At 30.1% G+C, this 23,574-nt stretch carries 20 protein-coding genes and 1 riboswitch; of the genes, 7 read left to right on the top strand and 13 right to left on the bottom strand.

The window, feature by feature from the left end:
• Positions 1–49: 49 nt before the first annotated feature.
• The 10 genes from U8307_RS10215 to greA all read right to left on the bottom strand — a co-directional run bounded on the left by U8307_RS10215 (position 50) and on the right by greA (position 9,828).
• On the bottom strand, positions 50–1,252 hold the full coding sequence (locus U8307_RS10215; RefSeq protein ID WP_326907564.1) for a M20 family metallopeptidase: 1,203 nt from the start codon (positions 1,250–1,252) through the stop codon (positions 50–52).
• A 55-nt stretch (positions 1,253–1,307) separates the two neighbouring features.
• A complete protein-coding gene (locus U8307_RS10210; protein ID WP_326907563.1) occupies positions 1,308–2,066 on the bottom strand; it encodes an IclR family transcriptional regulator in 759 nt (252 codons plus the stop codon).
• Positions 2,067–2,335: 269 nt separating this feature from the next.
• Positions 2,336–3,502, bottom strand: coding sequence for an NAD(P)-dependent malic enzyme (locus U8307_RS10205; RefSeq protein ID WP_326907560.1), 1,167 nt, complete (start codon positions 3,500–3,502; stop codon positions 2,336–2,338).
• Positions 3,503–3,545: 43 nt separating this feature from the next.
• Complete coding sequence (gene argH, locus U8307_RS10200; RefSeq protein ID WP_326907558.1) at positions 3,546–4,925, bottom strand: argininosuccinate lyase; 1,380 nt, start codon at positions 4,923–4,925, stop codon at positions 3,546–3,548.
• A gap of 247 nt (positions 4,926–5,172) precedes the next feature.
• On the bottom strand, positions 5,173–5,709 hold the full coding sequence (gene rbr, locus U8307_RS10195) for a rubrerythrin (RefSeq protein ID WP_326907556.1): 537 nt from the start codon (positions 5,707–5,709) through the stop codon (positions 5,173–5,175).
• A gap of 268 nt (positions 5,710–5,977) precedes the next feature.
• Entirely contained in the window at positions 5,978–6,220 is a 243-nt protein-coding gene (locus U8307_RS10190) for an RNA-binding S4 domain-containing protein (protein WP_326907554.1), read from the bottom strand.
• 20 nt (positions 6,221–6,240) lie between these two features.
• Entirely contained in the window at positions 6,241–7,311 is a 1,071-nt protein-coding gene (gene prfA / locus U8307_RS10185; RefSeq protein ID WP_326907552.1) for a peptide chain release factor 1, read from the bottom strand.
• Positions 7,312–7,439: 128 nt separating this feature from the next.
• Entirely contained in the window at positions 7,440–8,300 is an 861-nt protein-coding gene (gene prmC / locus U8307_RS10180; protein ID WP_326907550.1) for a peptide chain release factor N(5)-glutamine methyltransferase, read from the bottom strand.
• Positions 8,294–9,238, bottom strand: coding sequence for a DUF1385 domain-containing protein (locus U8307_RS10175; protein ID WP_326907548.1), 945 nt, complete (start codon positions 9,236–9,238; stop codon positions 8,294–8,296). The genes prmC and U8307_RS10175 overlap by 7 nt, the downstream gene beginning before the upstream one ends.
• 119 nt (positions 9,239–9,357) lie before the next feature.
• Positions 9,358–9,828, bottom strand: coding sequence for a transcription elongation factor GreA (greA, locus tag U8307_RS10170; protein ID WP_326907546.1), 471 nt, complete (start codon positions 9,826–9,828; stop codon positions 9,358–9,360).
• 200 nt (positions 9,829–10,028) lie between these two features.
• Between greA and U8307_RS10165 the strand changes: the two genes are divergently transcribed.
• The gene (locus tag U8307_RS10165) at positions 10,029–12,728 is read left to right on the top strand and encodes a calcium-translocating P-type ATPase, PMCA-type (RefSeq protein ID WP_326907544.1); all 2,700 of its coding nucleotides are present in this window, start codon (positions 10,029–10,031) and stop codon (positions 12,726–12,728) included.
• Positions 12,729–12,865: 137 nt separating this feature from the next.
• On the opposite strand, the gene U8307_RS10160 is transcribed toward U8307_RS10165, so the two are convergent.
• Complete coding sequence (locus U8307_RS10160) at positions 12,866–13,888, bottom strand: branched-chain amino acid aminotransferase (RefSeq protein ID WP_326907542.1); 1,023 nt, start codon at positions 13,886–13,888, stop codon at positions 12,866–12,868.
• A 180-nt stretch (positions 13,889–14,068) separates the two neighbouring features.
• Positions 14,069–14,161, top strand: a riboswitch (THF riboswitch).
• Positions 14,162–14,247: 86 nt separating this feature from the next.
• Here U8307_RS10160 and U8307_RS10155 point away from each other — a divergent pair.
• From U8307_RS10155 to U8307_RS10130, 6 genes are all read left to right on the top strand, one after another.
• Complete coding sequence (locus U8307_RS10155) at positions 14,248–15,000, top strand: folate family ECF transporter S component (protein ID WP_326907540.1); 753 nt, start codon at positions 14,248–14,250, stop codon at positions 14,998–15,000.
• 182 nt (positions 15,001–15,182) lie between these two features.
• The gene (locus U8307_RS10150) at positions 15,183–16,448 is read left to right on the top strand and encodes an ATP-binding protein (RefSeq protein ID WP_326907538.1); all 1,266 of its coding nucleotides are present in this window, start codon (positions 15,183–15,185) and stop codon (positions 16,446–16,448) included.
• 1 nt (position 16,449) lies between these two features.
• Positions 16,450–17,292, top strand: a complete 843-nt coding sequence (locus U8307_RS10145; protein WP_326907537.1) for a response regulator — start codon at positions 16,450–16,452, stop codon at positions 17,290–17,292.
• A 209-nt stretch (positions 17,293–17,501) separates the two neighbouring features.
• A complete protein-coding gene (locus U8307_RS10140; RefSeq protein ID WP_326907535.1) occupies positions 17,502–18,518 on the top strand; it encodes a TAXI family TRAP transporter solute-binding subunit in 1,017 nt (338 codons plus the stop codon).
• 27 nt (positions 18,519–18,545) lie between these two features.
• A complete protein-coding gene (locus U8307_RS10135; RefSeq protein ID WP_326907533.1) occupies positions 18,546–19,085 on the top strand; it encodes a DUF1850 domain-containing protein in 540 nt (179 codons plus the stop codon).
• 48 nt (positions 19,086–19,133) lie between these two features.
• Positions 19,134–21,113 carry a TRAP transporter permease gene (locus U8307_RS10130; RefSeq protein WP_442985545.1) on the top strand — a complete coding sequence of 660 codons (1,980 nt, stop codon included), beginning with the start codon at positions 19,134–19,136 and terminating at the stop codon, positions 21,111–21,113.
• A 132-nt stretch (positions 21,114–21,245) separates the two neighbouring features.
• Here U8307_RS10130 and U8307_RS10125 read toward each other — a convergent pair whose 3' ends face one another.
• Together U8307_RS10125 and tdh are read right to left on the bottom strand one after the other, a co-directional pair.
• Positions 21,246–22,436 (bottom strand): glycine C-acetyltransferase, encoded by a 1,191-nt coding sequence (locus U8307_RS10125; RefSeq protein ID WP_326907529.1) that lies wholly within the window; start codon positions 22,434–22,436, stop codon positions 21,246–21,248.
• A 13-nt stretch (positions 22,437–22,449) separates the two neighbouring features.
• The gene (tdh, locus tag U8307_RS10120; protein ID WP_442985544.1) at positions 22,450–23,481 is read right to left on the bottom strand and encodes an L-threonine 3-dehydrogenase; all 1,032 of its coding nucleotides are present in this window, start codon (positions 23,479–23,481) and stop codon (positions 22,450–22,452) included.
• Between the last annotated feature and the right edge of the window lie 93 nt (positions 23,482–23,574).

Genomic DNA, 23,574 nt, shown 5'->3' with positions numbered 1-23,574 from the left:
TTTGATGTTGTAAGTTTTCTATCCTCCTTATAAATTTATTATAATATTGCTATTCACAAAATTGAGTAGCAATTAATGAATATATTATTGTTGCTGGAAAAATTTGCTTAATATCTATTTGTTCATTTGCAGAATGAGCAGTTTTTAAACTTCCAGGTGCAAATACTATTGTTGGAATATTTGCATAACTGCTTAAAAGTCCTCCATCTGACCAAGCTGGAAAATATGTTAATTCAGGTACCTTGTTAAATACTTCTTCAGTGAGTGATTTAGTTATGTTCACTATAGGATGATTAACATCAATTTCCATTGGCTCATGAACATAACCTTCCTTCATAATACTCACATCCATTACTTTAAGCGTACAATTAAATTTGTCATCTTCTCTTGAAATTTCATCTATAACATCTTGGTATTCTTTAACCATATCCTCATATTTTATACCTGGAACCCATCTTCTATCAATTTTAAGAATACATTCGCCAGCAACTGTGCTAGGTTGAGTTCCTCCATTTATAGTGCCGTAATTCATAGAAGAAGTACCTATAATAGGATGAGTTTCTTTCTCGATTTCAGGAATTATTTTTTCCTCAACCCTTTGAATGAAATTTGAAGCTTTTAATATTGCATTTATTCCTTCTTTCTGTGCTCCACCGTGTACAGTTTTCCCTTCAAAATACAATTCAAACCACTCCAACCCTCTGTGAGCAACACATATATCAAGATTAGTTGGCTCTCCTACAATTGCTGCATCAGCCTTAATTCCATTTTCAATTAAATCTATAGTTCCTAAACTTTTCTCTTCTTCATCTATAACTCCAGCAAAAATTATATCGCCACTTAATTTAATATTTGCTCTTTTAATAGCTATCATGCTGAAAATCATGCATACTAAAGGTCCTTTCATATCTACTACACCACGACCATATAATTTATCTCCATCATTTTTTAGTTCAAATGGATTTAACATATCATATGGTGGTACTGTATCCATATGACCAGTTAAAAGCAATTTTTTCCCGCTTCCATTGCCTTTAATCTTAGCAGTTACATTGCTTCTGCCATCACAAACTGGAATTAATTCTGATTCTATACCTTCTTTTGTAAATAAATTATGTATACATTTAGCAACTTCAGTTTCTTGATTATCAATACCATTGTAACTTGGTATTTTTACAACTTCCCCTATGAAGTCAATAACTTCTTTTTCTTTTATTACTTCTTGTAATTTAGATATTAAATTTGCATGCATAATATTTCCTCCAATAATTTTCAACATTTTTATTCTTAAATTATCCTAAAATAATTTAGGGAATATATTTAGTAAATTCTTCTGAATATGAAATTAAAACATTTTTTATTTCTTCTAATCTTTGATTATCACCTTTACTACTACTACCTTTTATAAATGAAACTGCTATACAAGCTTTGACCTGTCCTTTAGAATTAAAAATAGGTATACCTACTGCAACGTGATAAGAAGATACTTCGCAATTACTAATTACATACCCCTGTTCTCTTATTTTCTTATATTCATTTAATAATTCTTCAGGTTCAGTTAAAGTATTTTCAGTTATTTTTTCAAATTTTTGAGAATACAATAATTCCCTAACAATTTCAGGGTCATGATATGCCATTAAACACTTTCCATAACAACCTCTATTTATAGGATAATATAATCCAGGTTTATAATTCATCTTTAAAGGCTGATTTATTTCTATTTCATACAATGATACAACTGTATTTCCTTCTCTAATAGCATAACCGACAGATTCCTCTGTTTCTTTCGAAATATCATTTAGAATCTTTGGTATCATATCATCATAATTGAAATTATTAAGATATACACAACCCATTTGATATATGGCAGCACCTATTTTATATTTTTTTGTATTTTCATTTTTTATAATAAATTTTCCTTTTTCCAATGTTGACAATATTCTATAAACAGTAGTTCTATTAAATCCTGAAATGTTACTTAATTCAGTAACATTATAAGAGTAAGGTTTTTTACTTAAAATTTTTAAAATTTTCATTGATTTTTCTAAACTTGATATATTATCCATTATGTAACTCCATTAATATATTTGTTTTGTGTTCACGATGCGAACACTGTGTTCTTATATTGAATACTAAGTTCATTTTAATATAAACGTTTTCATTTGTCAATAATTATTTTAAAATAATAAAAAAAAAACTTAGGCAATGCCTAAGTAGAATTTGAGCCTATTATCCTTTGTTCCGCGGGACGCATACAATGCGTCCCCTACATTTGGTGTTCCGGGAATTCATTGTAGGGTATGCATTTTATGCATACCGCGGGACGCTACGTCCCCTACATTTTAGATTTTTTCCATGCTGCTGCTACTGCTTTAGAAACTGCTTGAACAACTTTATTGTTAAATGGTCCTGGAATAATATAATTATCTGCTAAATCATCTTCTAAAACAAGGTCAGCAATAGCATATGCTGCGGCTTTTTTCATTTCTTCTGTGATTTTTTTAGCTCTTGAATCAAGTGCTCCTCTGAAAACGCCGGGAAAGGCAATAACATTGTTAATTTGATTTGGAAAATCTGATCTTCCAGTTCCAACTACTGCTGCTCCGGCATTTTTTGCAACATCAGGCATTATTTCAGGTATTGGATTCGCCATAGCAAAAATTATAGCATCTTTATTCATGCTTTTTATCATTTCTCCAGTTACACAATTTGGTACTGATACTCCTATAAAAACATCAGACCCTATTAATGCATCATTTAAGTTTCCAGTTAATTTATCCTTATTCGTAATTTGAGCTAATTCGGTCTTATGTTCATTTAGCCCACCTTCACGTCCTTCTACAACAATTCCTTTACTATCGCATGTTATTATATTTTTAACTCCTAATAATATAAGCATTTTAATTATTGCAGTACCAGCTGCTCCTGGTCCATTTACAACAACTTTAATACTTTCCATTGATTTTTTAGTATATTTAAGGGCATTAATTAATGCTGCGCTAACTACAATAGCTGTTCCATGTTGATCATCATGAAAAACAGGAATATCTAATTCTTCCTGCAATCTTCTTTCTATTTCAAAACATTTAGGAGCTTGTATATCTTCTAGATTTATGCCTCCAAATCCAGGTGCAATATTTATAGCTGTATTAATTATATCTTCTGCATTTTGCGATTTAACACATATAGGAAATGCATCTACATTTGCAAAATTCTTAAATAAAACAGCCTTTCCTTCCATAACTGGCATTGATGCTTCTGCTCCAATATTTCCTAAACCTAATACTGCAGAACCATCACTTAACACAGCAACAAGATTTCCTTTAGCAGTATATTTATAAATATCATCTTTTTTTTCATGTATTTTTTTACATGGCTCTGCAACTCCAGGAGTATATGCAATACTTAAATCATCTCTATTTTCTACTCTTGTTTTGCTTATTACTTCAATTTTTCCCTTAAGAGCTTCGTGGATTTTTAGTGCTTCTTCGTTGTAATTCATTTTTCCTCCAAATATATATTACGGTACGCATACAATGCGTACCCTACATTTTTTGTAACCAATGTTTCCCTGATTTAATTTGTCTTAATACTTCACTTGGTGCTGTTCCTCCATAGGATACTCTTCCTTTTACACAACCCTCCATGCTTAAGTCAGGTAAATAATCTAAGCTAAGTCTAGTGTCAATTTCTCTTAATTCTTCATCTGTAAGATTATTGAAATCTTTTTTGTTTATTTCACAATACTTAACCATTTTACCAACTAATTCATGAGCTTCTCTGAATGGTATATTCATTTTTACAAAATGTTCAGCTATATCTGTTGCATTTAAGAACCCTTTATTTAGTTGTTTTTTAATATTTTCTACATTGAACTCTGTTTTATCAATCATTTTTGCAAATATTAATAAACTTTTTTTCAATGTGTCTATCGTATCAAACAGGCCTTCTTTATCTTCTTGGAAATCCTTGTTATATGCTAGAGGAGTTCCTTTCATAACAGTTAGTAGTTGTATTAAATTTCCATACACTCTGCCTACTTTTCCTCTTAAAAGTTCTGCCATATCCGGGTTTTTCTTTTGAGGCATTATACTACTTCCTGTACAAAAGCTATCATCAATTGATATATAACTAAATTCTTGTGAATTCCAATATACGAATTCTTCTGCTAAACGACTTATATGCATCATCGCAATCGAAGCAGCATTCATAAAATCTAAAATGTAGTCTCTATCACTAACAGAATCCATAGCATTTTCAGTTACATTTTTAAAACCAAGTAGCTCAGCTGTTCTGTGTCTATCTATAGGAATTGTCGTTCCTGCTAAGGCACACGAGCCAAGTGGATTATAGTCAGTTCTTTCATAAGATTGCTGAAATCTTTCTATATCTCTCCTAAACATTTGAAAATAAGCCATTAAATGAAAACCTATTGTTACAGGTTGTGCATGTTGCATATGTGTAAAGCCAATCATTATTTGATTATAATATTTTTCAGCTTTTAATAACAAAACTTCTTCCATTAGTTTTAAATTATCCAATATATTAGTAATTTCCTTTTTTATATACAACCTTGTATCAACTGCAACTTGGTCATTTCTGCTTCTAGCTGTATGTAATTTCTTTCCTATATCGCCTAATCTACCTATAAGCAATTTTTCTATTGCCATATGTATATCTTCATCATTTAGGCTGAATTGAATTTTGCCCATTTCTATTTCTTCTTTTATCTTATTTAATGCTACAATTATTTTGTTTTTTTCTTCTTTAGATACAATTCCCTGTTCACTTAACATTGTTATATGAGCTATACTTCCCTGAATATCACAATCATACAGTCTTTTATCAAAGGTTATGGATGCGTTGAATTCTTCAACAATTTCATCCATCTCTTTTTCAAATCTTCCACCCCATAGGTTTGCCATACAAATATTCTCCTTAAACTTCATCTAATTTATAAAAATTTCGTTTCTCTTATACTTAATAGATGTATTTTAATTTATTTTTATTGTTAATTATAACATATTTCTAACTTCCTTCAAGTTTTATTTTTTAATATAAAAATGTCAGCAAATAGCTGACATTTTTTCATCGTTTAAGTATCGGAAGCAATTGCCTCACACCACTTCAATATGGTGGGTGGTTAAGACACACCACCTTGTTACAATATTTTTAATAAGCTTTTACATATAATTGAAAATGAGCTTGCGGGTGGTCGCAAACTGGGCATACTTTTGGTGCTTCAGGTCCAACATGTATATGGCCGCAATTATCACATTGCCATACTGTTTCCCCTTCTCTATTAAATACTTTGCCAGTTTCTAAGTTATTTTTAAGCGCTAAGTATCTTTCTTCATGACCTTTTTCTATTGCAGCTACACCATCAAATAAAAATGCTATTTTATTAAACCCTTCTTCTCTTGCTTCTTTTGCAAAGTTCGCATACATATCTGTCCATTCATAATTTTCACCGTCAGCTGCGTCTTGTAAATTAGTAATTGTATCAGCTATACCATCATGTAACAATTTAAACCAAATTTTTGCATGCTCTTTTTCATTTCTTGCTGTTTCTTCAAAGAATTTACTAATTTGTACATATCCTTCTTTTTTAGCTTTGCTAGCATAGTAATTATACTTTACATGCGCTTGAGATTCGCCTGCAAAAGCTGTTAATAAGTTTTGTTCTGTTTTACTTCCTTTTAATTCCATAAAAACACCTCTTTTAATATATATTTATCCTATAAAGCAGTAAAACTACTGTGGATATCAATTTTTAACAAGCGACTAAAATAACGTTAATCGAAAGTCGCTCTCATTTAGATTATATATCTTACTTTGTAGAAATACAACTAAATTAAATGTAAAGATTATAATATCTTTATTGTTTAATTCATCGCATATTATATACCCACAATTTCACTTCCAAAACATAAATATATATAATTTATACTATATTTTAATATTAAAAATAAAAATACTAATTAATAATTGAATACATCTCTTTAGCATCATCTTTCATTGCATGATCCAAAAGTTGTTCAACTTTTATTTTCATAGGTTTTGTTCCAAAGATTATCTCTATTTCATCTCCCACATTTACTTCAGTACCTGGTTTTGCATTTTTACCATTTACTAAAACTCTTCCTTGTTCACAGGCTTCCTTGGCTATGGTTCTTCTTTTTATAACTCTAGCATTTTTTAAATATTTATCAATCCTCATATTTTCTCCTTACCTAATCCTTATTCCGAAATATTTTTCAGTTTTTCTGCTTGGTCTGAGGTAGTTAGAGAGTCAATCATTTCAGTTATATCTCCATCTATAAAAGAATCCAGTTTATATAAGGTAAGTCCAATTCTGTGGTCACTTACTCTTCCTTGTGGAAAATTATATGTTCTAATTCTTTCGCTTCTATCACCTGAACCTACTTGACTTCTTCTTTCCTGAGCAAGTTCATCATTTTGCTCTTGAAGATATTTATCATAAAGTCTAGCTTTTAAAACTTTGAAAGCTTTATCTTTATTTTTAAGTTGTGATTTTTCATCTTGACATGATATAACAATCCCCGTTGGTATATGTGTTAACCTTACAGCGGAATCAGTTGTATTAACACTTTGTCCTCCATTACCTGATGACCTGAATACATCAACTCTAACTTCGTTTGGATTAATTTCAATATCAATATCATCTGCTTCAGGTAAAACAGCAACAGTAGCCGAAGATGTATGAATTCTACCACTAGATTCTGTATCAGGTACTCTCTGTACCCTATGAACACCACTTTCATATTTTAACTTTGAATAAGCTCCTTTTCCCTTAATAGAGAATATAACTTCTTTATATCCGCCTATTCCCTGTTCGTTTAAAGTAATAAATTCTGCTTTCCATCCCTGTCTTTCTGCATATCTTAAATACATACGAAGTAAGTCGCCAGCGAACAACCCGGCTTCATCTCCACCAACTCCTGCTCTTATTTCAACGATAACATCCTTATCATCATTAGGATCTTTTGGTAACAGCAGTATTTTCAACTCCTGTTCAAGGTTATCTAATATTTCTGATAATTCTTTTACTTCTTCTTTTACCATTTCCTTAAAATCATCATCAAGCTTTTCTTTAAGCATTTCTTTAGAATCATTAAGCTGACCATTAATATCTTTAAATTCTTTATATTTTAATACTATATGTTCTATTTGTGATTGTTCTTTCATAAGTTTTTGGAGCTTTTTTGAATCACTTAGAATTTCTGGATCAGAAATTTTATCTGTTAATTCTATATATTTTTCTTCTAAAAAATCTAATTTTTCTAACATTTTACACCTCTATTTTTCGGTACGCATGCAATGCGTCCCCTACATTTGGTTTTTTCGGTACGCATGCAATGCGTCCCCTACATTTGTTCTTGCGGTACGCATGCAATGCGTCCCCTACGATTCAATAGCTACAAGAAACCAGTAACAACACGGTCATTGCCATTTAAATCTTTATCACTTTCAATTTTATCAAATAAATTTATATTATTAAATATTTCCATTACCTTTTCCTTTTGATTATATCCTATTTCTACTGCTAAAATAGAATTTTTGCTATGAATTTCTTTAAATACTCTTACTATTTGCCTATAGAAATCTAATCCGTCTAAACCTCCATCAAGAGCTAATCTTGGCTCGTAATTTGAAACTTCTAAAGGCAGTTTATCTATAATATTATTTTCAATATATGGAGGATTTGAAACAACTATATCAAATTTGTCGTATACTTCTAGCTTTTCAAAAATATCTCCTTTTATAACTCTCATATTTTTTAAATTATGATTGTTTTTATTTATTTCTGCCGTTTGTAGTGCTATATCACTAACATCTATAGCTGTTACATCTGCTTTAGCCAAAAAATGAGCAAGACTTACTGCAATTGCACCACTTCCTGTTCCAATATCTAGAACTTTTAATTGTTTGTTCTTTAAATTAGAATTATTTACAAATTTAATAATTTTTTCAACTAAGATTTCTGTATCTGGCCTTGGAATAAGAACTCCCTCTTGTATGTATAATTTTAAACCCATAAACTCCTGTGATTTTATCATATATTGTAGTGGATAGCCCCTATCTCTCTTTTCAACCATTCTATAAAACAAATTTGAAACTTCAGCATCAACTTCTTCATCTTTATTTAAATGCAAATAAATCCTATCCTTTTTTAATAGATAGGACAAGATTAATTGTACATCAAGAAAGGGATTGTTATAATCCCTCTTCTTTATTATATTAACTCCGTCTTTTAACAATTTTTCAATTGTTACCATGTATCATCTTCTCCATTTTGAGGAATTACTCTTTCCATAGCTTTAATTGCAACTTCTAACATAGAGTCATCTGGTTCCTTAGTTGTTATTTTTTGAATCATAAATCCTGGGAAAGTAATGATTTTTACAAGAAAATTATCACTATCCTGTTTTCCTACATATTTATTTAACTCATAAGAAAGACCTGCTATTAAAGGTAAAGTTCCTATTCTTATAATAAATCTCATTAACGGGTTGGGCCATCCAAAAAATGAAAATACTATTATACTTATTAGCATTACATTAATCATGAAACTTGTGCCACAACGAGGATGAAGTGTAGAGTATTTTCTTGCATTTTCAACTACTAATTCTTCTTTATGTTCATAACAATATATGGTTTTATGCTCAGCTCCGTGATACATAAACACCCTTTTAATATCATCTAATTTAGATACAAAATAAACGTATAAAACAAATAGTCCAACTCTTATAACTCCCTCAATAAAATTTAAGAAAAATGTACTTTTAACTATATTTTTAAGGAAATTAGTTAAAAAAGTAGGACCAAGTATAAATATACCTACTGAAAAAAACAATGCTATTATTACTGATGCATATATTATTGCAGTATCCGCTTTATCCTTAAAAACTTTCTTTAAAAATTTATCTATTGCATCTTCTTCATAGTCATCACCAAAAAATTCAGCAGAATACATCAGTTCCTTAACACCACTAACTAATGAGTCTATTAACACAAAAGATCCTCTTATAATTGGTAGTTTAAAGAATTTATGTTTAAATAAAGGTTTTATTTTACTTTCCTTTACAACTATTTCACCGTCAGGTTTTCTAACAGCAGTTGCAATTTTATCAGGACCTTTCATCATAATACCTTCAATTAAAGCTTGACCACCTATACTGGTTTTTTTAACCTCACTTTTTATTCTATCACTCATATTTTCCTCTTTTCACTATACATTCATTGCCTATTATACAATTATATTAAAGATTATTCAAGAAATTTATAAAAAATAAATAAGCTTTATAATTATATATTACAAAGCTTAAACTGTTATTAATTAACTTCTAATATTTCATATCTAACATTTCCTCCAGGTGAAGCAACATCAATTCTTTCGCCTTTCTTTTTTCCTAAAAGCTCTGAACCTAAAGGGGATAAGTTAGATATTTTTCCTCCTACTGGATCAGCTTCGGTTGCTCCTACTAAAGAAAATTCCATTTCTTCGTCAAACTCTAAATCTTTAACCTTTACTTTACTTCCTATTTGAATAATATCTTTATTTTTTTTATTATGTTTAACTATTTTTACATGTTTCAATGTATGTTCAAGAACTATTATTCTTGATTCATTCTTATTTTGTTCATCTTTTGATTCAGAGTATTCAGCATTTTCACTAAGGTCCCCTTCCTTTAATGCTCCCTTAATTCTTTCTGCTATTTCTTTTCTAGTCTTTGTCTTTCTAGTTTCCAATTCATCAATAAGAGCTTGATATCCTTCTTCTGTTACCAATATTTCATTATCCATATTTCCCACCTACTTTATATTTACATATTTAAATATTTACTATATTATACCCTAAATTTTATTTTTTTCAACATATAATTAATTAGTATATTAATTTATAATTTTAATTGAAAAATTATCCAGTTCTAACACTAGTCTTGTCCACATATATTAAAAGAGAGATCAGAGTATCAAATGTTTAATACAAATGAGGTGGTTATATGGTTAAAAATGATATTAAAAAGTACAGAGGATTAAATGAAAAAGATGTTGAGAAATCAAGATTGAAATATGGTTCTAATGTAATACCTCCAGGTAATAGAAAAACATTCATTAGACAGTACCTAGAAAGTTTTGGGGATCCTACGATAAAGATATTATTAGTTGCCCTCGGCTTAAATGTAATTTTTTTTATTAAAAATTTTAATTGGTATGAATCTATAGGAATCGCAGTTTCTATTATACTTGCAACTTTTGTTTCAAGCATTTCCGAATATGGTAGTCAATTGGCTTTTGAAAAACTTATGGAAGATTCAGAAAAAATTAAATCAAAAGTATACCGAAATAATGAATTAATTGAACTTTCTATTACAGATATTGTAACTGGAGACTTTATACATCTAGAGGCTGGCGATAGAATCCCAGCAGACGGTTTATTAATAGATGGAGAAATAGATGTAGATCAATCAGCATTAAACGGAGAAATGAAAGAATCCCATAAAACTTCTGCTATTAAGATAGACTATGAAGAAAGCAATGATAAAAACTTGTTGAACCCTTACCTATTATTTAATGGCTGTATTGTTACACATGGAGAAGGGACAATGTTAGTACAAGCTGTCGGTGAAAGAACCTTTTATGGACATCTTGCAAAGGAACTCCAAGAAGATAATGAAGATAGTCCATTAAAACAAAGATTGACAGATTTAGCTAAAACAATAAGTAAATTTGGATATTTAGGGGCTTTGCTTATTTTAACTGCTTCATTATTTAAGTCTATTATAATAGACAATAATTTTAATTTAATTCAAATTGCTGCTTATATTTCAAACCCATATTTATTAATTGGAGATATTATAAAGGCAGTTACATTTGCAATTACCATAATAGTAGTAGCTGTACCAGAAGGACTGCCTGTTATGATAACCGTAGTACTATCTTCAAATATGAAACGCATGATTAAGGATAAAGTTTTAGTAAGAAAGTTAGTAGGTATTGAAACTGCAGGAAGTTTAAATATATTATTTACTGATAAAACAGGAACTCTGACTAAGGGTAAGCTTCAAGTAACAAAATTCATAAGTGGAAACGGAAATATTTATGATAATATGTTTAGTTTAAAGGAACAAAAAGAATTTTGGAAAATGATTTATATTTCATCAGTTTATAATAACAGTTCTAAACTTGGTTATGATGGTAGAAAACGCAAAGCTGTTGGAGGCAATTCAACTGATAGGGCATTATTGGATTTTGCTACAACATATCCCTTAATTGATGTCAATATTACAAAATCATCTACAATTCCCTTTAATAGTAAAAACAAATATTCATTAACAAGCGTAAAGGGTGATGTAGATTTGACATTAATAAAGGGAGCTCCTGAAAAAATCTTACCCCATTGTACTAATTTTTATAATTCTATGGGAGTAAAAACAAATTTGACTAATATTTTTAATATTAACAAATTAGTTAAAACTATGTCTAATAGTGGAATAAGACTTCTAGCCATTGCTACATCTAATAATAAATTAAATACTTCATCTGGTAAATTTTCAGATTTAACGCTAGTAGGAATTGTATGTATAAATGATGAATTAAGGCAAAACGTTAAATATAGTGTGCAAAATGTAATAAATGCAGGTATACAAGTTGTTATGATGACTGGTGACAGTAAATATACAGCATTAGCAATAGCTATTGAATCTGGCCTATTAGATGAAAGTAAAAATCATATCGTACTGACATCAGATGAATTAAATAATTTAAACGATGATGAGGTTATTAAATTACTTCCATATATCAGAGTTATTGCTAGAGCTCTTCCTCAAGATAAAAGTAGGCTAATTCGTCTTTCTCAAAAAATTGGATTAGTTGTTGGGATGACAGGAGATGGCGTTAATGATGCTCCAGCTCTAAAAAAAGCAGATGTTGGTTTTTCAATGGGTAGTGGAACAGAAATAGCAAAAGAAGCAAGTGATATTGTAATTTTAGATGATAATTTTTTATCCATAGGAAAAGCAATTCTTTATGGGCGCACTATTTATAAAAGTATAAGAAAATTTATTGTATTCCAATTATCAATTAATGTTTGTGCTGTAGGAATTTCTTTGATTGGACAATTTATAGGTGTAGAAATGCCTATAACTGTTATACAAATGCTTTGGGTTAACATGGTTATGGATACATTAGCTGGATTAGCTTTTGCTGGGGAACCTCCACTAATTGAATATATGGAAGAACCTCCTAAAGTAAAAAATGAGAAAATAATAAATAAGTATATGGCTAATCAAATACTATTTACAGGAATTTTTACAACATTATTATGTATACTGTTCCTAAAACTACCAAATATCAATAACATGTTTAGATATTCTTCTAAAGATAATTTTATTATGACTGGGTTTTTTGCTTTATTTATGTTTTGTGCAATATTCAACAGTTTAAATGCCAGAACTCAAAGATTGAATATATTATCATATTTATGGAAAAACAAGGCTTTTGTTTTAATTATGGGCTTTGTTTGTATAATTCAAATAATATTATTATTTTGTGGAGGAAGTGTATTCAGAACCTATGGCTTGACTTTTAAAGAATTTATTGTTGTTTTGTCATTATCCTTTACAGTTATACCCTTTGATTTAATGCGTAAATCATATCTGCGTTTAAGAAACACTAAGGAAGAGGTAGCGAAATTTTTATAATTACAAACGAATTAACACTGAACAATTATTAACAAGAAAGGATTTGAGTTAAACTCAAATCCTTTCAACTTGCACTATATACGTCACTTATTCAAACTATAATAAAGAATCTCATAATCTTTCGTACAACGTAATTCCTACTTAACTTTATAAATCCATCCTTCAGGCGCTTTTATATCACCCATTTGAATGCCATACAATGTATCATATAATTTTTTGGTAACAGGACCTACTTCTGTTTCACTATAAAAAACATGGAATTTACCTTTATGTTCAATCCCTCCTATAGGGGTAATTACTGCAGCTGTTCCGCAAGCTCCAGCTTCTGCAAATTTATCTAAGTCATCAATGTATACATCATCTTCAACTGCTTCCATTCCTAAATATTCTTTTGCAACTTGAAGTAATGAATATTTAGTAATACTCGGTAAAATTGATGATGAATTAGGTGTTACAAATTTATTGTCCTTAGTTATTCCAAAGAAGTTTGCTGCTCCAACTTCATCTATTTTAGTATGAGTTAATGGATCTAAATATATACAGTCAGCATATCCTCTATCTACTGCTTCAGAATGAGATTTCAAACTAGCAGCGTAGTTTCCGCCAACCTTAATTTTTCCTGTTCCATGAGGTGCTGCTCTATCTGCATCTGTAGTAGTAAAGTTTACTGGACTCAATCCACCTTTGAAGTATGGTCCTACTGGCATTCCAAATACTCCAAATATATATTCTTCAGCTGGTTTTACTCCAATATTGTCGCCAACTCCTATTACAAATGGTCTTAAATAAAATGTTGCTCCAGTACCATATGGTGGAACCCAAGCTTCATTTGCTTTAACTACCTGCATGCATGCATCAATAAACTTTTCAACTGATACTAACGGCATCATGATTTTTTCACATGTTCTTTGCATACGTTTTGCATTTTCATCAGGTCTGAATAACTGAATTCCGCCGTCTTTTGTTGCATACGCTTTTAAGCCTTCAAAACATTCTTGTCCATAATGTAATGAGGTAGAACCTTCGCTAATTGAAATTGTATTGTCTTCAACTAGTTTTCCTTCATCCCATTTTCCATCTTTCCAATGTGATATGTATCTTTTGTCTGTTTTTATGTAGCTAAATCCAAGTTGGCTCCATTCAATGTCCTTTTTAACCATAACAGCCTCCCTTATATTAATTTAAATTTTTATATAAATATTATATACTATAATTGGTAAATATTCAATTGAATTTATGTAATATAAAATGTAATATACAATTTAAAGATAAGGTAAAAACACTATCGACATATTTTCGACTATATGATATTATAATCAACATATAATAAAAATAAAATCAACAGAGTAGATAAGATGCGTTAAGTGTTAAGAGATGGGAGGTCGCTCTTAAACGAAAGACTATGTCTGCGGTGTCTTGTCGCTTCCGCTGTATTTGAGATATATCAAGATACTACTATTTGATGACTCTCCTATAAGGTGCGGAGGTATTACTTTGCTCAAAATTAGGAGGAAAAACAATGAGTAGTAATACTACAACACAAAAATTCACGTCTTTAACAATTGTAAGAGCAGGTTTATTTATTTCAATGAGCTTAGTTCTTAAAGTAATGTTTGAAATTTATATTCCATTAGCAGGTTTACCTGCTTTACGAATTAATTTCGCTTCAATTCCAATAATGCTTTCAGGTATAGTTTTAGGTCCATTAGCTGGATTTTGTACTGGAGCAGCAGCCGATCTTATAAATTTCATGGTTAAACCAGGTGGTCCATTTTTCCCAGGTTTTACATTAGTCAGTGCTTTAAGCGGTATGATTCCTGGACTAATATTTAAGTATATTAAAAAAGATATAAAATTTAATTTACTAAATACCATATTTATATCACTTCTTTCAGTTGGCTTTGTTAGTGTATTTATATCAGAAGGTGTTATGTCCATTGATAATAATTGGATTATGTATAACGGTGAACCTTTAAGTCTTTTATATATTATTAGCTTTTTAATATTAGTGGCTACTTATTTAATTATTCCAATTAAATTAACATCAATAAGTAGCAAAAATTTAAAAATCAATAAAATTGTATTTACTGTATCAGTAACACAATTAATCACTTCAATAATTCTCAATACTTACTTTTTGTCAATCCTGTATGGTAAAGGAGTATATGTATTTTTACCTGCAAGAATTTTTACTAACTTTTTTATGATTCCTTTGTTTTCAGTAATTATTGCTTCAATATTAAATGCTTTAAGTAAAAAACTATCTATGTAAACTATTAATAAACCGTCTTCTTATCAGTCTAAAATGTAGGGGACGCATTGCATGACGCGGGACGCATGCAATGCGTCCCCTACAACGTTAATTCAAGCCTTAATTGTTAAAATATTATCATATTTGTAATTATTACAATTATGATATATAATACTTTATATTAAAAAATATTGAGGCTAAATATGAAACAATTCCAGAAAATGTTTATAATAGGCTTAATTGTAACTATAACTTCACAAATATATTTTAACTTTATTATTGATGGTTTTCGTGTTTCAACATCTGTAATTATTTTCCCTATTTTATTATTGACTTATAATGATTTAAATGTTATGCATGCTTCAGCTATTACAGCTATTATGGTTTTTATAATTAGATTGTTTATTCTCGTTATTAGAGATGTTGAAATTGTACAAGCTCTTTATAGTGTTTATCCAGGCTCCTTATTTTATTTAATTTATGGTTTTATTTTTAAATTATTAAAAATTTTTCCATATTATCATTTCTCTAAAATGTTTTTGCTAATTTTAACTTGCGACTTTATTGCAAACGTTTTTGAAGTTTTTATAAGGATGAATCTTACTTATAATATTGACAAAATACCATACTTGTTTGTTTTATTCATGATTGCGACTACTAGAGCCACCATGGCTTTAATTATATTAATACTCATAAGAAACTATAAAATATTATTAACAAAGGAAGATCATGAAAAACGATACCAAAATTTGATACTAATAAACTCAAGCTTAATAAGCGAAATATATTTAATGAGAAAAAACACTGATGATGTAGAAAACATAATGAGTAATTCTTACAAACTTTATGAAAAACTTTCTATTTCTGATAATTCTGATGAAATAATTAATTTATCTTTAAATATAACAAAAGATATTCATGAAATTAAAAAAGATTATTTAAGGGTCATAAAAGGAATAGAAAGCAACTTGGTAAATAAGATTGAATTAACTGAAATGAGTATAAAGGATATTTTCTATATTTTGAAGGATAGCACTTATACTATGCTTGAAGGAAAATATATGTCTGTTTTACTTGATTTTAGATATGAAGAAAACTTTACTACAAAAAATCACTTTCAATTGATGTCGATAATGAGAAATTTAGTTAACAATGCAATTGAATCATTTGATCCTTATAAGAGCAATAATTTCGTGAGAATACGTCATAAAAAAGAAAACGAAAATCACATATTAATTATAGAGGATAACGGCAAGGGGATAACTGAAGAAAACATAAATTATATTTTCAATCCTGGTTTTTCTACAAAATTTGACTATTATACTGGTGATGTATACAGAGGAATCGGCCTTACCCACGTAAAAACATTAGTCAATGATTATTTTAATGGTGATATTAGAGTATCATCCCGTCAAAAAATTGGAACTAAATTTGAAATTAAAATTCCAGTAATAAACATGGAGGATTAGTATGAGAATATATATTATTGATGATGATATTACTGTAATAAAAATGTTAGAAAATATAATAGAAGATAATGATTTAGGAACAGTTTGTGGCTATTCATTAAAGGCAAATGAATGCACTTCAGAAATTGCTGCACTTTCACCTGATATAGTTCTAGTAGATTTATTAATGCCTGAAAAGGATGGTATAACAGTTGTAAATGAATTGAATAAAATTAATAGTAATATGAAATATATAATGATATCTCAAGTCTCATCTAAAAATCTTGTTGGAAAAGCTTATTCAGCTGGTATAGATTTCTTTATTAATAAACCTATTAATATTATTGAAGTGAAAAAAGTAATAGAAAATGTAACAGAAAAAATTAAATTCAAATTGACTTTGGAGAAAATTAAAGATTTATTTATTTATGATAGAGATAACGAAAACATGAACCCTTCTCAAAACTTATCTTATTTAAAAGTAAAAAAAATCAAATTAGTATTAAATAAATTAGGAATGTCGGGAGAAAAAGGAGCAAAAGATATTATCGATATATGCCAGTTTCTTATAGAAAACAATAAAAACATTTTTGAAATAGGTATAAATGAAATATGTAGTATTTTAAGTTCTAATTCTAAAAACATGGAACAAAGAATTAGAAGAGCGATATCAAAGGGATTAACAAACCTCGCTTATTTAGGTATTGAGGATTATATGAATGAAATATTTATTACCTATGCAAATAGTTTATATAATTTTGAAGAAGTAAAATCTGAAATGGATTATATAAGAGGCAAAAAGAATTCATCTGGAAAAGTAAATATTAAAAAGTTCATCGATGGTCTCATGATTAATGTAGAATAGTAACCTGAATGGATATATTTCACACTGTAGGGTACGCATTGTATGCGTCCCGCGGTATGCATGCAATGCATACCCTACAGTCTAGGTAATGCAAAAGCATTACCTTTTTTAATAAATTATGTTTTTTTGTGAGTTTTATTGTATTTTTTTGAAATTGATCCGTATATTTATATAAAGGCTATAAGCCTAATTTTCAAGGAGGTTATTTTATGAAAAGAAAATTCTCAAATTATGTATTGCTTTTTATGGTTGCAATTCTTGCAGTTGGTATGATTACCGGTTGTAGCCAAGACCCTGCACCAGCTGATACTGATGCTGACACAGGCGAAGAAACTCCTGAAGCTCCTTCAGGTGGACAAGTATTTGTAAATATTGGTACTGGTGGAACAGCGGGAACTTACTTCCCTCTTGGAGGAGCTTTTGCTGAAATATGGAACAAAGATATTGATGGTGTAAACGCTACCGCAACAAGTACTGGTGCATCAGTAGCAAACGTTAACTTGTTAAAAGAAGGTAAAGTTGAAGTTGTTATAATCCAAAATGATATAGCATCTTATTCTGAAACTGGAACAATAATGTTCGAAGGTGGAGCATTCCCTGAAATAAGAGGATTATGTACTTTATACAGCGAACCATTACAACTAGTTACTACTGATCCAACTGTAAAATCCGTAGCAGATTTACAAGGAAAAAGAGTTGCTGTTGGTGCAATAGGAAGTGGTGTTGAAGCAAATGCTAGACAAATCATTGCTGCTGCTGGTTTAGATTTCGAAGAAGATATTAATCCAAAATTCTTATCATTCTCTGAAGCTTCTACAGGTCTTAAAGATAAGCAATTGGATGCTGCTTTCTTAGTTGCTGGAGTTCCTACTGCTGCAATCGTTGACCTTTCTACTCAAAACGATGTATTTGTTGTTCCTATTGATGGAGAAGTTGCTGAAAATTTGATGAATGAATATCCATTCTACACTGAATTTACTATACCTGCTGAAACTTATAAAGGACAAACTGAAGATGCAAAAACTTTATCTGTTAAGGCTATGCTTGCTGTAAGCAGTGAATTAGATGAAGATTTAGCATATAATATGGTTAAATCAATTTATAGTAATGGTGAAAGAATAACTGCAGCTCACAACGTAGGAAAAGACATAACTATAGATACTGCTCTTGATGGTATTGGTATTCAATTACATCCTGGAGCACAAAAATACTTTGATGAACAATAATAAAATAACATAAAGGAATGAGTCAACTTGAATTTTTCTAAGAGTGAATTTATCATAATTACTATTATTTTCATAATCATTTTATCTTCTATTGTTTTTATATTAGGCTGTAATGTTGAAAATGGTAAAATATTAGTAATACAAAACAATACAACAGGAATTAAAACCGAATTTTATCTGCCAAACAACAGTTTTTCCCTAGGTTATACACATTCTGTAATGAAAACACCTGCAGAAGAGTTTTTCAGTGTAGATGAAAATAACCAAATCATTTTAAATAAAACTGTATATGAATCTTTTGGTGTAGGTTTGCCTTTTTTAGCTGATGAAAAAGATTTTGAAATTAAAGATGATAAATTCATTCTTTATACAAATTCCATCTACAATGAAATTAATATGATTATATCGCCTATTCCAAAGCATTGGCTTCAGATAGGCGATAAAAAATATGAATTAATGGACATTTTAAAAGAGCCAAACTGTTCTATAGAAATATACGTTTATGATAAAGATATGATAAAAAAATTTTTTAATATCTCTACTGATGTTTTTGCAGATATATACTAACTTTAATTAAAGGAGGAAACATTATTGGATAAGAAAATAAACCATGATATGGTTCAAGATATTGATAATGATAAGAATCAAGATGTGGTTCAAGATATAGATGATAATATAAGTGCCGAGCAAGTCGATGAAATTCTTAGAAAATATGACAAAGGTTCAAACTTTAGGGTTTTAAAAGGAAAAGTAAATATTTTTATATCTGCAGTACTTTTATGTTTTTCTTTATTTCAACTTTATACAGCAATTTTTCTTGGAATGGAACCAATGATATTAAGATCCATACATTTAGCATTTGGTCTTTCCTTAATATATTTGCTTTATCCAGCAAAGAAAAATATGCCTAAAGATAAAATACATCCTATGGATATAGCTATAGCAATATTATCAATAATTGTGTGTTTATATGTTGTTGTATTCTACAAGGATATAGTTTTTAGGATGGGCTTAATTACTAGTACCGATATGGTGATAGGACTATTAGCCGTTGTTTTAGTTTTAGAAGCTGCTAGAAGAGTTATAGGATTACCAATGGTTATAATTTCAACTTTATTTATTGCTTATGCCTTTTTAGGTCCATATATCCCTGGACAATTAGCTCATAGGGGTGTAGACTTAAATAATTTTGCCCAACATTTATTTTTTACAACAGAAGGTATTATGGGTCTTCCCATTGGTGTTTCATCTACATTTATATTTATGTTTTTAATTTTTGGTGCTTACTTAGAAAAAACTGGTATGGGAGAATTTTTTATTAACCTAGCTAATGCAATTAATGGTAAATCTCCTGGTGGACCAGCCAAGGTTGCTGTTATTTCAAGTGGAATGATGGGAACTCTTTCTGGTAGCTCAGTTGCAAATGTTGTAGGTACAGGAAGCTTTACAATTCCTATGATGAAAAGACTTGGATACAAACCAGAATTTGCTGGTGCAGTTGAAGCTACAGCTTCTACTGGTGGACAATTAATGCCTCCTATTATGGGAGCTGCAGCTTTCTTAATGGCTGAAATCACTAATACACCATATGTAGAAATAATTAAGGCCGCTGCTATACCAGCTATGTTATATTATTTTGGCGTTTGGTCTGGAGTTCATTTTGAAGCAAAAAAACAAAATTTACTAGGATTACCAGCTGATCAAATACCTAAATTTAAGCATGTTATGAAAACAAGAGGTCATTTAATTATACCTATAATTGCTGTAATGTTTTTACTAATACAAGGATACTCTCCAATAAGAGCGGCATTAGGTGCCATAGTAACAACTTTATTATGTTCTTATGTTAAAAAGGAAACTAGATTATCTTTCAAGGATATAGTAAATGGATTAATCAATGGAGCAAGAAATGCATTAACAGTTGTTGCAGCTTGTGCTTGTGCAGGTATTATAATCGGTGTAGTTACTCAAACTGGACTAGGACTTAAAATGGGTTCTGTCATTGTAGGATTAGCACAAAATAAATTATTCCTAACATTGTTCTTTACAATGATTACATCAATAATATTAGGTATCGGTGTTCCTACTACTGCAAATTATGTTATAACATCTACTATTGCAGCCCCGGCTTTATTGATGCTTGATGTTGAATTACTTGCAGCCCACTTATTCGTATTCTATTTTGGTATAATTGCTGATATTACACCTCCTGTTTGTTTGGCTGCTGTTGCAGGTGCTGGAATTGCTAAAGCAGAACCTATGAAAACAGGTGTACAAGCAACTAGACTTGCTATCGCAGCATTTATGATACCATATATATTTGTTTTTAGTCCTAGAATGATTATGATAGGCACAACTCCTTTATTACTTTTATTTGATGTAGTAACAGCTGTTATTGGAATTATTTGTGTCGCATCAGGATTAACAGGCTTTTTCAAAGCTAAGATGTCAAATATTGAAAGATTCTTATTTGTTGCAGGCGGAGTACTAATGGTTTTAACTAAAGCTTACTTTGTTGCTGTAGGTTTATTATTCATAACAATAGTTTACATCATACAAAAAAAGAAATCTTCTGTTCCTCAAGGAGCAATATAGCATAATCCTTCTAATTAAAAAGAAAAACAGAAATTGTATTTACAATTTCTGTTTTTCTTTTTAATTATCGGAAGCAATTATGTAACAATTGCCTCACCCCACTTCAACAAGGTGGATGAAACCTTCCCCTCGTTATATATTCAATTCTTCTTTAACTTCCTTAAATGCATTTATTGCAAAGTCTAAATCTTCTTTTGAATGAGCTGCTGATATTTGAGTTCTTATTCTTGCCTTGCCTTTTGGTACTACAGGATAATAAAAACCTATTACATATACACCTTTTTCCAGTAACATTTCGGCCATTTTCTGAGATAAAACTGCATCTCCTAACATGATAGGAACTATTGGATGTTCTCCATCAATTATCGTTAATCCAATTTTTTTAATTTCCTGTCTAAAATATTTTGTATTTTCTTCTAGTTTATCTCTATACTCAGTACTTTTTGTTATCATGTCAAGAACCTTTAATGATGCACCTGCTATTGCTGGTGCTAATGTATTTGAGAATAAATATGGTCTTGAACGTTGCCTCAATAAATCTATTATTTCTTTTCTTCCACTTGTGTATCCACCACTTGCTCCTCCAAGAGCTTTACCTAATGTTCCTGTAATAATATCTACTCTTCCCATTACATCTCTATATTCATGTGTTCCTCTACCCTTTTTACCGATGAATCCTACTGCATGACTGTCATCTACCATTACAAGAGCATTATATTTATCAGCTAAATCACATATTCCCTTTAAGTCTGCAATTATTCCATCCATAGAAAAAACTCCATCCGTAGCTATAAGTTTTATTACAGCTCCATCTTTGTCGGCTTGGATTAGTTTCTCTTCTAAGGAATCCATATCATTATTTTTATATCTATACTTTTTAGCCTTAGCAAGTCTTACCCCATCAATAATACTTGCATGATTTAATTCATCGCTAATAATTGCATCATTATCTGTGGTAATTGTTTCAAATAATCCTCCATTAGCATCAAAACATGATGAATACAAGATTGTATCTTCTGTACCTAAAAATTCACTTAGCTTATCTTCTAATTCCTTGTGAATTTGTTGAGTACCGCATATAAATCTTACAGATGATAGTCCATAACCCCAATTATCATAGACGTTTTTTGCAGCTTCAATAACTTCTTTATTGTCAGCTAACCCTAAATAGTTATTGGCACACAAATTTAATACTCCATTTACATTAGTAGTATTAATTTTACTAGATTGAGGTGTTGTTATAATCCTTTCATCTTTCCATAGTCCACTGCTTTTGATGTCCTGCAAAATATCTTTATAGATTTGTTTAGTTTTTTCATGCATAGAATCTTCTCCTTTATTTTTTAGTCCAGTCAAGTATTACTTTGCCTGACTTTCCACTAGTCATTGCTTCAAAACCTTTTATAAAATCAGAATAATGAAATCTATGAGTTATAACCGGTGTTATGTCTAGTCCTGATTTCAACATAGATTGCATCTTATACCAAGTTTCAAACATTTCTCTTCCATATATACCTTTAATATGAAGGCCATTAAATACTACTTTGTTCCAATCTACCACTGTATTTGGCTCTTGCAAACCTAGCATTGCTATTTTTCCACCATGAACCATATTATTTATCATATCATTCAACGCAATGTCATTTCCTGACATTTCCAAGCCTACATCGAACCCCTCCTTCATACCTAATTCGTTAATTATATCACTTATTTTTTCGTTTTTAGTGTTTACTACTCTAGTAGCTCCCATTTGCTTTGCTAAATCTAGTCTATAATCATTAATATCAGTTACTACAACATACCTAGCACCTGCATGTTTCGAAATTGCCGCTGCCATCATTCCTATCGGTCCTGCTCCAGTAATAAGCACATCTTCACCTAGTAAGTCAAAGGATAATGCTGTATGTGCAGCATTACCAAATGGATCAAAAATACTAAATATTTCTTCTGGTAGTGACTTGTCGCATAGCCAAATGTTAGTAGCAGGTAATGTTACATATTCTGAGAAAATTCCAGTTCGATTAACTCCTACTCCTTTTGTATCTTTACATAAATGTCTTCTGCCTGCTAAGCAATTTCTACATTTTCCACAAACAATATGACCTTCTCCTGAAACGAGGTCTCCAACACTCAAATCTTTAACACCTTTTCCAAGTTCAACAATTTCACCAACAAATTCATGACCTATAGTCATTGGTACAGGTATCGTATCCTGTGCCCATTTGTTCCAAACATAAATATGAACATCTGTTCCACATATTGAAGTTTTATGTATTTTTATTAATACTTCTCCTTCATTAGGTGCTGGAATATCAACCTCTTCAAGCCATAATCCAGGTTCTGCATATTTTTTTACAAGGGCATCCATTTTAGCCATACATTCACCATCCTTAAATTATTAAAACGTTGTCTTTACACAACTATAATACTCTGATTTTGTATACATGTCAAGTGCTTATTG

The sequence above is a fragment of the Sedimentibacter sp. MB31-C6 genome, from assembly GCF_035934735.1.
GTDB lineage: Bacteria > Bacillota > Clostridia > Tissierellales > Sedimentibacteraceae > Sedimentibacter.
Note: the sequence above shows the minus strand (reverse complement) of the source record. Positions and strands in the feature narration are given on the sequence as shown.